Genomic DNA, 18,216 nt, shown 5'->3' on the forward strand with positions numbered 1-18,216 from the left:
AGGTTCACTGCGTGCCGCCTGACCGGGCTTTCTCAACAATCGCTTGGGACTCGGTGACCAGGGAATCCATCACCTTCGCGAGCCCCTCCGGACCCAACGCGGGAAGGATGCCGGGGACGAGCCCGGACAGCGCGACGGTGATCGCCGCCTCCGGCTTGAGTGCCGCGCCCATCGACTTCACCACGGCCGCCACCTTGGCGGCCAGCTGCCCGAAGGTGATGGCCGTACCGTCGTGGGTCAGGGCGACGGCGTCGGACCCGACCGCCGCCGCGGCCGCAACCAGATCCGGCAGATCCGCCGCCGTCGGCTCCTGCGTCGGCGCGAATCGGGACCGTTCCTGCTCGGTCAGGATGTCGATGCCGCGCAGCAGCACCATCGGGTCGGCGGACACCGCGTCGAGGATCCGGGTGAGCCTGCCCGCGAACAGCGCGATGGTCTCCGGCAGGAACAGGTCCGTCGCGTAGGTGAACTGCATCCGGATCTCCGCGGGTGCGCCGCGGTCGTCGAAGGTCTCCTGCCCGGTGAGCTGCAGGTCGAACTTCGCCTGGTCGAAGCCGCTGTCGAGCGCCGACACCTCCAGCCCGGGCAGCTGCAGCGACCGGGCAGTCATGTTCTGGAACGCGAACATCACCTGGAACAGCGGCGAGTAGGCCGTCGACCGTTCCCGCCCGGTCACGTCGACGAGCCGCTCGAACGGCACGTCGGCGTGGTCGAAGGCGGCCAGGTCCTTCCGCCTTGCCTGCGCGAGCAGGTCGGTGAAGGTCGACCCCGAGCCGACCTCGGTGCGCAGCACCACGGTGTTGACGAACATGCCGATCAGGTCGTCGAGCACCCGCTCCCCGCGCCCGGCGACCGGGGTTCCCACGGTGATGTCGGTCGACCCGCTCATCTTCGCGAGCAGCACCGCGAACGCGCTGTGCACGACCATGAACAGCGTTGCATGGTGGTCGCGGGCGATCGCGTTCAGCCGGTCCGTCAGCTCCGCGTCGATCGTGAAGTCGTACGATCCGCCGCGCATCGACTGGCGGGCGGGGCGCCGATGATCGGTCGGCAGTTCCAGCTGCTCGGGCACCCCGGCCAGCTCGTTCACCCAGTAGTCGACCTGCCTGGCGAGCGGGGACTCCGGGTCGTCCTCGGAGCCGAGCACCGCGCGCTGCCACAGGCTGTAGTCCGCGTACTGGACCGCCAGCGGCGCCCAGCCCGGTTCCCTGCCCTCCACCCGCGACGAGTAGGCCATCATGACGTCCCTGGTCAGCGGGCCCATCGAGAAGCCGTCCCCGCTGATGTGGTGGACCACCACCACGAGCACGTGCTCCGTCGCGCTCAGCTCGAACAGCCGGGCCCGGATCGGGACCTGCGTGGTGACGTCGAATCCCAACGACACCGTCTCCAGCAGCAGGGCGGGCAGGTCCCGCTCGGCGACCCGGGCCGGGGTCAGATCCGGCCGCACCGCATCGGCTGGCCGCACCACCTGAACCGGGCCGTCGGTGCCGTCCGGGTAGACCGTCCGCAGCACCTCGTGCCGCTCCACCACGTCCCGCATCGCGGATGCCAACGCCGGGACGTCGAGCAGCCCGGACAACCGGATCGCGGCCGGGATGTTGTAGGCGGCGGAGTCCGGCATCATCCGGTTGAGCACCCACATCCGCTGCTGCGCGAGCGAGAGCGGGATGGCGTCGGGGCGCGGCATCACCGTCAGCGGCGTCCTGCCGCCGACGCCCGCGATCTCGGCGACCCGCGCGGCGAGAGCGCCGACGGTCGGTGCCTCGAACAGCAACGCCACCGGCACCGTCGTGGCAAATATTTCCCCGAGGCGCGCGGTCACCTGCGTCGCTACGAGCGAGTTGCCGCCGAGCGCGAAGAAGTCATCGTCGAGGCCGACCCGGCCCGCGGCGAGCACCTCCGCGTACACGTCCGCGACCGTCCGCTCGGCCGCGGTCTCCGGTGCGCGGAACTCCGCCACCGAGAATTCCGGGGCGGGCAGCGTCGCCCGGTCCAGTTTGCCGTTGACGGTGAGCGGCAGGGCGTCGAGCACCACGAACGCGGCGGGCACCATGTAGGCGGGCAGGCCGGCCAGCGCGTGCGCCTCGAGCCGCGCGGTGTCGAGGGTCGTGCCGGCGGCGGACACCAGGTAGGCCACCAGCCGGTCGACGCCGTCGCCGTCCGCGCGGGCGGTGACCACCACCGCGCCGACCGACTCGTCGCGGGCAAGCACCGCCTCGATCTCGCCGAGCTCGATCCGGTACCCGCGCACCTTCACCTGGAAGTCGCCGCGCTCGAGGTACTCGAGGTCGCCGCCGGCCCGCCAGGTCACCAGGTCGCCGGTGCGGTACATGCGCTCGCCGGGAAGGCCGAACGGGTTCGCGACGAAGCGGTCCGAGGTCAGGTCGGCGCGGCCGTGATAGCCACGCGCCAACTGCGTCCCCGCCAGGTACAGCTCGCCGGGCACCCCGGCGGGCACCGGGTTCAGCCGCCGATCGAGCACGAACAGTCGGGTGTTCCACTCGCCCCTGCCGATCGGCACCGACGTGCGATCGTCGTCGGTGACCCGATGCGCGGTCACCGAGACCGCGGCCTCCGTCGGGCCGTACAGGTTGACCAGTTCCGCACTGTTCGACTCCCGGAACGCCTGCGCGGTCGCCGCGGGCAGCGCCTCCCCGATCGCGAGGACGCGACGCAGGTCAGCGGACACGGCGGTGCCGCCCGCGACGGTGGACAGCATCGTCAGCATCGACGGCACCGTGTGCAGGGTCGTCACCCGCTGCTCGCGCAGCAGCGCCAGCAGGTAGTCGGGGTCCTGCTGACCACCCGGCCGGGCAATCACCAGCCGACCACCGGTCACCAGCGTCGACCAGAACTCCCACACCGATAGGTCGAAGGTCGCCGCGGTTTTCAGCAGCGCCGAATCGGTTGCATCCAGGCAGAATTCGAACCGCAGCCATTCCAGCTGGTTGACGATCGCCCGGTGGCTGACGGCAACGCCCTTCGGCCTGCCGGTGGACCCGGAGGTGAAGATGACGTACGCCGGGTGCTGCGGCCGCAGCGCGGTGATCCGCTCCGCGTCCCGCACCGGCGCATCGGAGAACCCGGCCAGGTCGAGGGTGTCGACGTGCAGGACCGGGATGGCGCCGGCGATGAACGCGTCCCGGTCGGTGCTGAGCACGCACACCGGTACCGCGGTGTCGAGAATGTGCGCGATCCGCTCCGCGGGGTGATCGGGATCGACCGGCACGTAGGCACCGCCCGCCTTGGCCACCGCGTACATGCCGATGACGAGTTCGACGGATCGACGCATCGCAAGCACCACCAGGGACTCCGGTCCCACCCCCGCCGCGATGAGCCTGCGCGCGAGACGGTTCACCCGGGCATCGAACTCGCGGTAGCCGAGTTCGATGCCGTCGCACCACAATGCGGGTGCCGCGGGGGTGCGGCCGACCTGCCGGTCGAACAGGTCGACGAGTGTCTGGTCGGCGACCGGTTCGGCGGTGTCGTTCCATCCGCCGAGGAGCGTGATCCGCTCGGCGTCGCCGAGCAGATCGACGTCGCCGACGGGTGCCGACGGGTCCGCGACGACGGCCTCAAGCAGCCGGATGAAACGGTCCGCGAATCCGGCGACCGTCGCCTCGTCATAGAGGTCGACCGCATAGCTGAACACCGCATCCAGACCCGCCGGTGCACCGGTCTCGTCGTACCGGTCGGTGAGGAAGAGCTGCAGGTCGAACTGCGCGTTCTCGGTGTCGAGGTCGAGTGCCGTGACGGTGAGGCCGGGCAGTTCCAGGCTGGTCTGCTCGTGGTTCTGGAACGAGAAGCCGACCTGGAAGATCGGGTGCCTGGCGGTGGACCGGGTCGGGTTGAGCACCTCGACCAGCCGCTCGAACGGCACATCCGCGTGGGCGAAGGCCTGCAGGTCGGTTTCCCGAACCGCGGCGAGCAGGTCCGCGAACCCGGACTCCGAGGTCACCCGGGTGCGGAAGACGAGGGTGTTGACGAACATGCCGATCAGGTCGTCGGTCGCGGCCTCGCCGCGCCCGGCGATCGGGGTGCCCACCGCGATGTCGGTCGTTCCCGACAGCCGGGCCAGCAGCACCGCGAGTGCGGTGTGCGCGGCCATGAACAGCGTCGCGCCCTGACCGCGCGCGAGGTCGCCGAGCCCGCGGTGCAGCCGCGCGTCGACCTCGAACGCGACCCGGCCGCCGCGGTGCGACTGGACGGGCGGCCGCGGCCGGTCGGTCGGAAGGGTCAGCTGATCCGGCAGCCCGGCGAGGGCGTCCCGCCAGTATCCGATCTGCTGCGCGGCAACCGAATCCGCGTCATCGTCGCTGCCGAGGAGGCGGCGCTGCCACAGTGCGTAGTCGGCGTACTGCACCGGAAGCGGCGCCCAGCCGGGGGCCGTTCCCGCGATGCGGGCGGTGTAGGCGGTCATCACGCCCCGCACGAACGGGGCCATCGAGGAGCCGTCCGCCGAGATGTGGTGGACCACCGACGCGAGCACATAGTCGGTCGGACCGGTCGGCGTGCGCACCTCGAACAGTCGGATCCGCACCGGAATCTCGGCGGTGACGTCGAAGCGGGTGGTCATCAGCTCGGTCAGCAGCCCGGGCAGGTCATCGGCCCGCACCCGCTCCGGGGTGAGCTCCGGGGTCGCCTGCGCGGTCTGTTCGATCAGCTGGATCGGCCCGGTCGCGGTCTCGGGGTAGCGGGTGCGCAGCGACTCGTGGCGGGCGAACACGTCGCCGACCGCGGCCCGCAGCGCGGCGACGTCGAGGTCGCCGGACATCCGGATCGCCATCGGGATGTTGTAGGCGGTCGATGCCGAGTCGAAACGGTTCAGGAACCACATCCGCTGTTGGGCAAGGGACAGCGGGAGCTGCCCCGGCCGCTGCTGCGCCACCAGCTCGGCTCGGCCGCCCTCGCCGCGGTGGGCGACGAGGCGCGCGGCCAGCTCGGCGACGGTCGACGCGTCGAACAGTGCGCGCACCGGCACCTTGGTGTCGAGGGCGGTGCCGAGCCGGGAGATCACCTGTGCGGCGGACAGGGAGTTGCCGCCGAGCTCGAAGAAGTCGTCGTCCGCACCGACCCGGTCGGCGCCGAGCACCGCGGCGAAGACGCCAGCCACGATCTCCTCCACCGGCGTCGACGGTGCCCGGAACACCCGCGCCTCGAACACCGGCGCGGGCAACGCGCGCCGATCGAGCTTCCCGTTCGCCGTCAACGGGATCTCGTCGACCACCACGAACGCCGACGGAACCATGTACGCCGGCAGCAATCCCGCCGCACCATCGCGCACCACCGCGACATCCACACCCGACGACCCGGCGGCCACCACATACGCCACCAGCACCGGATTGCCCGGGGTGTCCTCCCGAACCACCACCGCCACCTGTCGCACCGACTGCTGCGCCAGCACCGCCGACTCGATCTCACCGAGCTCGATCCGGAAGCCGCGCACCTTCACCTGATCGTCGGCGCGGCCCAGGTACTCCAGGTCCCCGCCGCGTCCCCACCGCGCAAGGTCGCCGGAGCGATACAGCAGCGACCCCGCGGCACCGAACGGATTCGCCACGAACCGTCCTGCGGTCAGGGCGGGCCGACCCAGGTAGCCCCGCGCCAACTGCCCACCCGCAACGTACATTTCACCCGGCACACCCACCGGCACCGGACGCAACCGCGCATCGAGGACGTACACCTGCAACCCGTCGATCGGCTGCCCCACCACACTCGCCGCCGACGACGAGGCCATCGCCCGGTCGAGTCCGCGATGCGACACGTGCACCGTCGTCTCGGTGATCCCGTACATGTTAACCAGCCGCGGCCCCGGCGCGCCGAGGCCGTCGCCGTGCCGGTCGAACCAGTCCGTCAACCGCCGCAGCTCCAGCGCCTCACCACCGAAGATCACCTGCCGCAACGCAAGCTGGCCGACCGAGGCCGATGCCCGGTCCACCTCCGCCAGCTGGTAGAACGCCGACGGCGTCTGGTTCAGCACCGTCACCCGCTCCCGCACCAGCAACTCCAGGAACTGATCGGGCGACCGGGACGTGAAGTAGTCCACCACCACCAGCGTCCCGCCGTAGAGCAGCGGACCCCACAACTCCCACACCGAGAAGTCGAACGCATACGAGTGGAACAGCGTCCACACATCCGACTCGTCGAACCCGTACACCGACTCGGTGTTCGCCATCAGCCGCGCGACGTTGCGGTGCGGCACCAGCACACCCTTCGGGCGACCCGTCGACCCCGACGTGTAGATCACGTACGCCACATTGCCGGGTGTCAGCGGCACGATCCGCTCCGCATCGGTCACCGGCGCAGCCGACACCGCGGCCAGGTCCACCCGGTCCAACTCGACCACCGGCAACCCGGCCGGACGCACCGCCTCCACACCCGAGCCGGTCAGCAGGCACGCCGGCGCCGCGTCGGACAGCATGAACTCGATCCGCTCCGCCGGATAGGTCGGGTCCACCGGCAGGTAGCCGGCACCTGCCTTGATCACCGCAAGCAACGCCACCACCAGATCCGCAGACCGCGGCAGCGCCACCGCCACCAACGACTCCGGGCCGACACCCATCGCAATCAACCCGCGCGCCAGACGATTCGACCGACCGTCGAGGTCGGCGTAGGTCAGGGTGTCTCCCCCGTACCGCACCGCGACCCGACCGGGGTGGGTCCGGGCCACCGCGTCGAACAGTTCCGCCAGCGTCGCGTCGACACCGGCATCGGCCCCCGCCGACGTCCACTCCGACACCACCAGCTCCCGCTCACCCGAGCCGAGCAGGTCGATGTCCCCGACCACCACCGCCGGATCCGCAACCACCTGCGTGAGGATCCGCACGAACCGGTCGCCGAACGACTCCACCGTCACCCGGTCGAACAGATCGGTGGCATAGGTGAATTCGGCCGTGAGCCCGGACGGGCGACCGTGCTCGTCGACGGCCTCCGACACCGTGAGCTGCAGGTCGAACTTCGCGACCTGCGCGTCGACGTCGGCCTCGCCGATCGTCAGGCCCGGCAGTTCCAGGCTCACCCGCCCCAGATTCTGGAACGTCAACGCCACCTGGAACAGCGGGTGCCGGGCCTGCGAGCGCTGCGGGTCGAGTGCCTCCACCAGCCGCTCGAACGGCACATCGGCGTGCGCGAAGCCGGCGATGTCGGTGTCCCGGACCCGCGCGAGCAGATCCGTGAAGGTGGCCGTCGGCTCCACCCGGCTCCGCAGCACCAGTGTGTTGACGAACATGCCGACCAGGTCGTCGAGCGCGGCGTCACCGCGACCGGCGACCGGGGCACCGATCGCGATGTCCTCGGTGTTCGACAGTCGCGCCAGCAGCACCGCCAACGCCGCGTGCACCACCATGAACATCGTGGCGCCCTCCCCGCGGGCAAGGTCGCCGAGCGCGGCGTGCAGCTCGGCGTCCACGGTGACGGTGGTGCCTGCGCCGCGATACGACGCCACCGCGGGCCGGGTCCGGTCGCTCGGGAGCTCCAGCTGGTCCGGCAGGCCCGACAGCTCGCGTGACCAGTGCACCAGTTGCCGGGAGATCAGCGACTCGGGGTCGTCCTCCGACCCGAGCACCTCCCGCTGCCACAGCGCGTAGTCGGCGTACTGCACCGGCAGCGGCGACCAGGTGGGGGCCTGGCCTGCGCTGCGGGCGCCGTACGCGGTCATCACGTCCCGGACCAGCGGGGCCACCGAGAAGCCGTCGGCGGCGATGTGATGCACGACGAACATCAGCACGAACTCGGTCTCCCGCAACGCGAACAGGGTTGCCCGCAGGGGGATCTGCACGGTGACGTCGAACCCGGCGCTGGCCTCGGCCACGATGGCCGCGGGCAGGTCGTGGTCGGTCACGGGTGTCGGCATCAGGTCCGGGACGGCGTCGGCGAGCGGCACGATCACCTGCATCGGGCCCTCCGCCGTGTCGGGGTATCGAGTCCGCAGCACCTCGTGCCGTGCCACCACGTCCGCGACGGCCGCCTGCAGCGCGGGGATGTCGAGCTGCCCGGACAGCGTGATCGCGGCCGGGATGTTGTTGACGGCGGATGCGGTGTCGAACTGGTTGAGGAACCACATCCGGGACTGTGCCGGGGAGAGGGGAAGCCGTTCCGGGCGCGGGCCCGCAACCAACGCGACCCGGCCACCAACACCGGCCTGCGACTCCACCCGCGCCGCCAAATCCGACACCGTCGACGCCTCAAACAACACCCGCACCGGCACCAGCGCATCCAACGCCGCACCCAACCGCGCCACCACCTGCGTCGCGATCAACGAGTTGCCACCCAACTCGAAGAAATCATCATCGAGACCCACCCGCTCCACACCCAGCAGATCCGCGAACGTGACCGCCACGATCTCCTCCACCGGAGTCGACGGCGCCCGGAACACCCGCGCCTCAAACACTGGCACCGGCAGCGCCGCACGATCCAACTTCCCCGCCGCATTCAACGGGAACGCCTCAAGCACAACGAACGCCGACGGAACCATGTACGACGGCAACACCGCGCGCAGCGCCCCCCTCAGCGCATCGGCATCCACCTCAACACCGGAGACCGGCACCACATGGGCCACCAACGCATCCCCGACACGCTCATCGCGGTGCACCGTCACGACGGACTGCGCCACCGACGCAACCGTCAGCAACGCCGCCTCGATCTCGCCCAACTCAATCCGCTGCCCACGCAACTTCACCTGAAAATCCGTACGACCGATGTACTCCAACTCACCAGCAGCGGCCCACACCACCAGATCACCCGTCCGGTACATCCGCTCCCCGACCCGGAACGGATTCGCCACAAACCGATCCGCCGTCAAATCCACCCGACCGTGATAACCCCGCGCCAACTGCACACCCGACAGATACAACTCACCCGCCACACCCACCGGCACCGGCCGCAACCGACCATCCAACACAAACACCTGCGTATTCGGCACCGGCACACCCATCGGCACCGACACCACCTCGGTCCCATCCACCCAACGATGCGTCGAATGCACCGCAGCCTCCGTCGGGCCATACAAATTGTGCAATTGCGCACCACTGACAGAGGTGAAACGCGACGCCGTCACCGCAGGCAACGCCTCCCCCGCCGCAAACACCTGCCGCAACGCCACATCCGCCGAACCGCACACGCCCTGCAGATAATCAACGAACACCGACAACATCGACGGCACAAACGACGTCGCCGTAATCCCCCGCTCCGCAATCACCGCAGCCAAATACTCCGGATCCCGATGACCATCCGGCCGCGCAACATGCACCCGACCACCAGTCACCAACGGAACAAACAACTCCCACACCGACACATCAAACGTCAACGGCGTCTTCTGCAGGACGACGTCATCCGCACCGAACCCATACCGCGACGCCATCCACGCCACCTGATTCACCACCGCACGATGGCTCACCGCCACACCCTTCGGCCGACCCGTCGACCCCGACGTGAAAATCACATACGCCGCATTCTCCGGACGCAACGGCCGAACCCGCTCAACATCCGCAATCGGCGCATCCGAAACACCAGCAAGGTCGAGCCCGTCCACCAACAGGACAGACCTCACCCCCGCCTCGAAGCCATCGCGCACCGTCGACAACACCACCACCGGATCCGCAGAATCCAGGATGTGCCCAACCCGGTCCGCCGGCTGATCCGGATCCACCGGCACATACCCCGCACCAGCAGCCTGCACCGCATAGATCCCGACGATCATCTCCACCGACCGGCGCATCGCCACCGCAACCAACGACTCCGGCCCCACACCCACCGACAACAAATACCGCGCCAAACGATGCACCCGCGACGCAAACTCGCCATACGACAGCGACTCACCCTCAAACACCACCGCCACCGCACCCGGCGTGGCCGCCGCCTGCACCTCAAACAACTCCACCAACGTCCCCGACCCAAGATCGGCAGCGGTGTCATTCCACCCCGACACCACCAGCGCACGCTCGTCGGCGTCGAGCAACTCGATGTCCCCGACTAGCACCGCCGGATCCGCGACAACGGCGTCGATGATCCGGGTCAGCCGCGCACCCAGGTTCGCGATGGTCTCCGCATCGAAAAGGTCGGTGGCGTAGGTGAAGTCCGCGACAAGCCCGTCGGCCGCGCCGCCGGCGGCCGATTCGGTGACGGTGACGTGCAGATCGAACTTCGCGATCTGTTCGTCGTACTCCACCTGTTCGACGCGCAGCCCGGGCAGTTCGAGCCGGGCGGTTCCGATGTTCTGGAACGCGAGCATCACCTGGAACAGCGGGTGGCGCGCCTGCGAGCGTGCCGGATCGATCACCTCGACGAGCCGCTCGAAGGGCACGTCGGCGTTGCCGAACGCCGCAATGTCGGCGTCCCGGGTGCGGGCCAGCAGCTCCGCGAACGGCAGCGCCGCGTCGACGTCGGTGCGCAGCACCAGCGTGTTCACGAACATCCCGATCACGTCGTCGAGGGCGCGTTCACCCCGGCCCGCGACCGGTGTGCCGATGGCGATGTCGCTGGTGCCGCTGAGTCGGGCGAACAGCACCGACAGCGCCGCGTGCAGCACCATGAACATGGTGGTGTGGTGTTCGCGGGACAGGGACTCGAGCCGGGTGTACCGGTCCGTGCCGATCTCGATGCGGTGGGTGGCCCCGCGATGGGACGCGACCGCGGGCCGCGGCCGGTCGGTGGGGAGCGCCAGCTGGTCGGGCAGCCCGTGCAGCGCGTCCCGCCAGAAGCCGACCTGCTGGGAGATCAGCGAATCCGGGTCGTCCTCGGAGCCGAGCACCGCACGTTGCCACAGGCTGTAGTCCGGGTACTGCACCTCGAGTGGGGACCAGTCGGGTGCGGCGCCCGCGGTGCGCGCGGTGTACGCGAGCATCACGTCGCGGGCCAACGGCGCCATCGACCAGCCGTCCGCGCTGATGTGGTGGACGACTACGGCGAGGACGTGTTCGTCCGTGCCGAGTTCGACGAGCCGTGCGCGCACCGGGATCTGGGTTCGCACATCGAATCCGGTCGAGGCGAAGTCGACGAGGATGTCATCGAGTTCGGCTGCACTGCAAGCGATTCGATCGAGTTTCGTCGGCACGTCGGCCGGGTCGAGCACCACCTGCACGGCACCGAGCTCGGTTTCGGGGAACACCGTGCGGAGCGACTCGTGCCGGGTGAGCACGTCCACGACCGCGGCCTGCAGGGCATCGACGTCCAGGGTTCCCGACAACCGCATCACCATCGGGAGGTGATAGACGGTGGCGTTGCTGTCGAACCGGTTGAGGAACCACATCCGCTGCTGCGCCAGCGACAGCGGGATGGACGCAGGCCGGTCCGTCGCGGTCAGCGCGGGGCGGGCACCGCTCCCCACGTGGTCGGCCGCCCAGCCGGCGAGCGCGGCGACGGTGGGCGCCTCGAACAGGATCCGCACCGGGACGGTGACGTCGAGGGCGACACCGAGCCGGGCCACCACCTGGGTGGCGATCAGGGAGTTGCCGCCGAGGTCGAAGAAGTCGTCGTCGAGTCCCACCCGGTCGACGCCGAGCACGTCCGCGAAGGTGCCAGCGACGGTCTTCTCCACCGGGGTCGACGGCGCCCGATACGCGCGCGCCTCGAACACCGGTGCGGGCAACGACTTCCGGTCCAGCTTCCCGACCGGCGTCCGGGGAATCTCGTCGATCACCATGATCGCGGCGGGCACCATGTGGGAGGGCAGCCGCTCACCGAGCGCGGCCTTGAGTTCGGCCACGTCGATGGCGGCGCCGGGCGCGGCAAGCACGTAGGCGACCAGGGCGGTGTGCCCGCCTGCCCCCTCGTGACCGAGGGTTACCGCGAAGTCGATGCCGGGACGGGCGGCGAGCGCCGCGTCGATCTCGCCCAGTTCGATGCGGAAGCCGCGCACCTTCACCTGGAAGTCGGACCGGCCGAGATAGTCGACCTCGCCGTTCTCGGTCCAGCGAGCGACGTCGCCGGTGCGGTACATCCGCTGGCCCACGCCGCCGAACGGGTCCGCGACGAACCGCTCCGCCGTGAGACCCGCCCGCCCGCGGTAGCCGCGGGCCAGGCCGGGGCCGGACAGGTACAGCTCCCCGACCACACCGACGGGGACGGGGTTGAGCCGGTGGTCGAGGATGGCGTTCCGGATCCCGGCGGTGGGGTGGCCGATGGTGATGTGCTCGCCCGGCGCCAGCGCATCGGTGCAGCTGGCGACGACGGTGCTCTCGGTCGGCCCGTACGCGTTGACGAACCGTCGACCGACCGACCAGGCGGCCATCAGTTCCGGCGGGCACGCCTCGCCGCACACCACGACGACGCCCAGCTCGTCGAGGGGTTCCGGGTCGACGGTCGCCAGCGCACCCGGGGTGATGACGACGTGCGAGACCCGTTCCCGGCGCAGCAGTTCCGTCAGCTCGGGTCCGCCCCACACGGTCGGCGGTGCGATGACCATGGTGGCCCCGACGCCGAAGGCGACGATCAGTTCATAAAACGCGACGTCGAAGCTCGGGGACGCGACGTGCAGCGTCCGTGCCCCGGGGACGATCCGGTAGTCCTCGCGCTGGTGGTCACGCACGTTCGCGATGCCCGCGTGGGTGACGACGACGCCCTTGGGCAGTCCGGTGGAGCCGGAGGTGTAGATGAGGTATGCGGGGTGGTCGATCCGCAGCGGCCGGATCCGGTCCGCATCGGTCACCGGGGAGCCGGACAGCGCTGACGCCGACTCTTCGGCCCGGTCGAGCGCGAGCCATTCGACCGACGGCGGCAGGTCCGCGATCTCGTCGGTGCAGCTGACACCGAGCACCGCGCCGGAGTCGGTGACCATGTGCATGATCCGGTCCTGCGGATAGGTCGGATCGACCGGCACGAAGGCGGCACCGGCCTTCGCGACCGCCCACACCGACAGAATCGATCGCAGGGACCGTCGAATGGCCAGTGCCACCGTCGTTTCCGGACCGACGCCGCGGGAGATCAGCAGTCGGGCCAGTCGCGACGAGCGTTCGTCCAGTTCCCGGTAGGTCAGGGACCCGTCCTCGCTGACCAGTGCGGTGGCCTCGGGGTCGCGGGCCGCTGCCGCGGCGAGGAGGTCGGGCAGCAGTCGCGGGTCGGTGCCGGCGGCCGGGCCGCCGGGTCGCAGCCCGGTCCGCGGGTCGACGCGCTGCAGCAGGTCGGTGCGCTCGGCGGCGGACAGGATCTCAATGTCGCCGACCGGGCGGGTCGGATCGCGGAGCACCGCAGAAAGAATCCGGGTGAACCGCTCCGCGAATCCGATGACCGTCGCCTCGTCGAACAGGTCGGTGGCGTACACGAATTCGGCGGGCATGACCCCGGAGTCGGTGGCCTCGCGCAGCGTCAGCTGCAGGTCGAACTTGGAGACATCGACCTGGACCTCCCCGGCCGTGACCGACAGCCCGGGCAGTTCGAGGGTGGTCTCGCCCATGTTCTCGAAGGACAGCACCACCTGGAACAGCGGGTGGCGGGAGGTGGACCGGGCAGGGTTGAGCACCTGGACGAGCCGCTCGAACGGCACGTCGGCATGGGAGAACGCCGACAGGTCGGTGTCCCGGACATGGGACAGCAGATCGGTGAACGACGACCCCGGGTCGACCTGGGTGCGCAGCACCAGGGTGTTGACGAACATCCCGATCACATCGTCGAGCGCCTGCTCGCCGCGTCCCGCGACCGGGGTGCCGATGGCGATGTCGCTGGTCCCGCTCAGCCGGGACAGCAGCACACCCAGCGCCGCGTGCACGACCATGAACGGCGTGACCCCGTGCGCGCGCGCGAGCGCGGCCAACGCTTCCGTGACGTCCTCGTCGATCGTGAACCCGACCCGGCCGCCGCGGAAGGACTGCACCGCGGGCCGCAGACGATCCGCGGGCAGGTCCAGCTGGTCGGGAATCCCCGCCAACGCGCCGCGCCAGTAGTCGATCTGGCCTGCGGACACCGAGGTCGGATCGTTCTCGTCGCCGAGCACTTCCCGCTGCCACAGCGCGTAGTCGGCATACTGCACCCGCAGCGGCGGCCACTCGGGCAGGGTGCCGCCGGCCCGGGCGGTGTATGCGGTCATCACGTCGCGGGCGAGGACCGCCCAGGACATGCCGTCCGCGGCGATGTGATGCAGAACGAGCGCAACGGCAAGCTCGTCGGCACCGATCGCGAGGATGCGCACCCGGAACGGGATCTCCTCGGCCACATCGAATCCGGCGGCGGCGAACTCCGTCAGCGCGGTCGCCAGATCCGCGTCGGGCACGACCCGCACGGACAGGTCGAGATCCACCTCGTCGGCGGGTAGGACCACCTGGTGGACGCCGTCCGCGGACTCGGGGAACACGGTGCGCAGCGACTCGTGCCTGCCGACGACGTCGAGCAGTGCCGCGCGCAGCGCAGCGGTGTCGGTGCGGCCTGCGAGCCGCACGACCAGCGGAAGGTTGTACGTTGCCGCGGCCGTGTCGTACTGGTTGAGGAACCACATGCGTTGCTGCGCAAGGGATAGTGGGATGCGATCGGGTCGGATTCGGCCCGTCAGGTGGGGTCGCTGCTCCCCCCGCGAACCCGCCCGCTCGGCACGGTCGGTGATGGCGGCGACGGTGGGCGCCTCGAACAGCGCGCGCACCCCCAACCGGATCCCGAACGCGGCCCCGATCCTGGCCACCACCTGGTTCGCGTTGAGGGAGTTGCCACCCAACTCGAAGAAGTCGTCGTCGAGCCCGACCTGACCGACACCGAGGACGTCTGCGTAGACGGCGGCGACGACCTCCTCCGCCGGGGTTCGGGGGGCGCGGAACGCCCGTCCGCCCGCGGTGACGTCGGGCACCGGGAGCGCCGTCCGGTCCAGCTTGCCGCTGGCATTGAGCGGGAACGCCTCGAGCGCCATCACCACCGACGGCACCATGTACGACGGCAACACCGACCCGACCGCGGACCGCAGCTCGTCGACATCGAGCACCGCGCCGGCGGTGGGCACGGCATACCCGACGAGGTGCTCACCGGCGGCGGAATCGCCGCGCACGACCACGACACTCTGTGATACCCCGGGCAGGCCGTTCAGTACCGCCTCGATCTCGCCCAACTCAATCCGCTGCCCACGCAACTTCACCTGAAAATCCGTACGACCGATGTACTCCAACTCACCAGCAGCGGCCCACACCACCAGATCACCCGTCCGGTACATCCGCTCCCCGACCCGGAACGGATTCGCCACAAACCGATCCGCCGTCAAATCCACCCGACCGTGATAACCCCGCGCCAACTGCACACCCGACAGATACAACTCACCCGCCACACCCACCGGCACCGGCCGCAACCGACCATCCAACACAAACACCTGCGTATTCGGCACCGGCACACCCATCGGCACCGACACCACCTCGGTCCCATCCACCCAACGATGCGTCGAATGCACCGCAGCCTCCGTCGGGCCATACAAATTGTGCAATTGCGCACCACTGACAGAGGTGAAACGCGACGCCGTCACCGCAGGCAACGCCTCCCCCGCCGCAAACACCTGCCGCAACGCCACATCCGCCGAACCGCACACGCCCTGCAGATAATCAACGAACACCGACAACATCGACGGCACAAACGACGTCGCCGTAATCCCCCGCTCCGCAATCACCGCAGCCAAATACTCCGGATCCCGATGACCATCCGGCCGCGCAACATGCACCCGACCACCAGTCACCAACGGAACAAACAACTCCCACACCGACACATCAAACGTCAACGGCGTCTTCTGCAGGACGACGTCATCCGCACCGAACCCATACCGCGACGCCATCCACGCCACCTGATTCACCACCGCACGATGGCTCACCGCCACACCCTTCGGCCGACCCGTCGACCCCGACGTGAAAATCACATACGCCGCATTCTCCGGACGCAACGGCCGAACCCGCTCAACATCCGCAATCGGCGCATCCGAAACACCAGCAAGGTCGAGCCCGTCCACCAACAGGACAGACCTCACCCCCGCCTCGAAGCCATCGCGCACCGTCGACAACACCACCACCGGATCCGCAGAATCCAGGATGTGCCCAACCCGGTCCGCCGGCTGATCCGGATCCACCGGCACATACCCCGCACCAGCAGCCTGCACCGCATAGATCCCGACGATCATCTCCACCGACCGGCGCATCGCCACCGCAACCAACGACTCCGGCCCCACACCCACCGACAACAAATACCGCGCCAAACGATGCACCCGCGACGCAAACTCGCCATACGACAGCGACTCACCCTCAAACACCACCGCCACCGCACCCGGCGTGGCCGCCGCCTGCACCTCAAACAACTCCACCAACGTCCCCGACCCAAGATCGGCAGCGGTGTCATTCCACCCCGACACCACCAGGTCGAGCTCGGCCGCGGTGGCCGCGGTCAACGACCACACCGGTGTCTGGGCGTCCGCGCGCACGAACCGGTCGAAGAAGTCCAGGAATCGCGAATGCTGCTGCTGCGCTTCCTGGTCGGTGTAGAGGTTGGGGTTGGACTCGAAATCGATGTGGGTGCGGGTGCCGCCGACGCTCTGATAGAAGTTGACGCCCAGGTCCTCGATGATGCCGGTGGAGAGGACGTTGTACTCGCCGACGATCGAGCCGAGCGACACCTCGTTGTGGAACAGCATGATGTTCACGAGCGGACCGAGCAGGTCGCGGTGCGCGGTGCCCGCCGCGGCGCCGCGGCGGATGTCCTCGTACCGGTACCGCTGACGCCGCAGTGCCCCCGAGACGGCGACCTGCACCTGCTTGAGCAGTTCGGCAACCGTGGTGTCCGCGCCGACCCGCAGCCGCAGCGGAAGCACGTTGGACATCATGCCGCCCGACCTGCGGGCCGCCGCGGTGGTGCGCGCGGTGACGGGCAGGGTGAGGACGACGTCCTCGGTGCCGGAGATCTGCGCGAGGTAGCTCGCGAATGCCGCGATCAGCATGCCTGCGGGCGAGGAGTTCTGCTCCGCGACCACCGCTTCGAGGCGGCGGGCGACGCCGTCGGACAATGCCGCGCTGGTGATCCGGTTGACCGCGGACGGCGCCGCGGTGCGACCGCTGAGGCTGGTGCCCTGCTCCAGCCCGGCGATCCGCTCGGCCCAGTACTCGCCGTCGGCGGTAAATCGGGGGCTCTCCCGGTAGGCGGCATCGGATTCGTACAGTGCGCGCAGGTCGACCGTCGTGAAGGGTTCCGGTTCGCGACCCTCGATCGCGGCGGTGTAGAGCTCGGCGACCCGGGTCATGAAGTTCATTGCCCCGAAGCCGTCGAGGATGATGTGGTGGCAGCGCGAGTACCAGAAGTAGCGGTTGTCCTCGACGCGGAGCACGGCAGCGAGGATCAGTCGGTCCGCGAGGAGGTCGAGCGGAGCGCTGTAGTCCTCGAGCATCCACGCGTTGGCTGCGGCAACCGGATCGGATTCAGCACGGAAGTCCCGGTTGATCATGGAGTCGTCGATGGTGAGGTCGACCATCTGGCAGGGCTGACCGTCACGTTCGAGGAGCCGAAGCCACCCGGACCCGAACTCCGTCGATGCGACCCGGCTGGCCCGCTCGAGGACGTCGAAGTCGACGTCGCCACGCAGATCGACGTACTGGGCGATGTTGATCGGGACCTCGGGGTCGAGGTGCTGGGCGTACCACATCCCCAGCTGCGCCGGCGACAGGGGAAAGACGTCGAACTGTTCGACCCCGTCGGTCTGGACCGTTCGGTCGAAGTCGGTGCTGTCGAATCCGTCGATGGCAGTCAACGATGTACCCCTGATTCCGGAATGCGTCGCAAGTTCCCCAGCCGTTCGAACAGCGCGACCCGCGAATCGGGCATAGCTCGCGCCCGGACAGACATGGCGAACCGAATGGAATTTGTCTTAAGGAAGCCGAATTCGGCTCAAGGCGCGCGCCACCCGCGCGAAACCACTGCTGTCAGCGGGAGGGTCCCCGACCGGGTACACCGCACGGCAGCGCCGGGCCGGACAGCGACCGTCCGACGCGAAGGCCGGCGTTCTGCCACGTGTTCGCGATGGTGGTGGAACACAGCACATGGTGTCCGACGCTCCATAGTGTGCTCACAGATCGCCCTCCCGAAAGACAATCACCCCGCCTGATGTGGCGGCCTTACCTATCCACGATGGGTGCGGTTGCTCCCATTGCACGAGGCAACTTACCGCGTTCACCACACCCGGCGAGGCGGTTTGGGAACTTCCTTCGACAAGCGTCCAACTCAGTGCCGTTCGGGTGCGTCAGAACCGCACACGGTCCGGCGTCCAACCCGCCCCGACCTCTC

1 protein-coding gene is annotated in these 18,216 nt (G+C 69.2%); it reads right to left on the reverse strand.

Translation table 11 applies throughout. The annotated features are described in order from the left end of the window. Positions 1–4 precede the first annotated feature (4 nt). Positions 5–17,683 (reverse strand): non-ribosomal peptide synthase/polyketide synthase, encoded by a 17,679-nt coding sequence (locus tag ACFWQG_RS12910; RefSeq protein ID WP_378508020.1) that lies wholly within the window; start codon positions 17,681–17,683, stop codon positions 5–7. Between the last annotated feature and the right edge of the window lie 533 nt (positions 17,684–18,216).

It is taken from the genome of Rhodococcus sp. NPDC058532 (genome assembly GCF_042719255.1).
In the GTDB taxonomy this organism is placed as follows: Bacteria; Actinomycetota; Actinomycetes; order Mycobacteriales; family Mycobacteriaceae; genus Rhodococcus_G.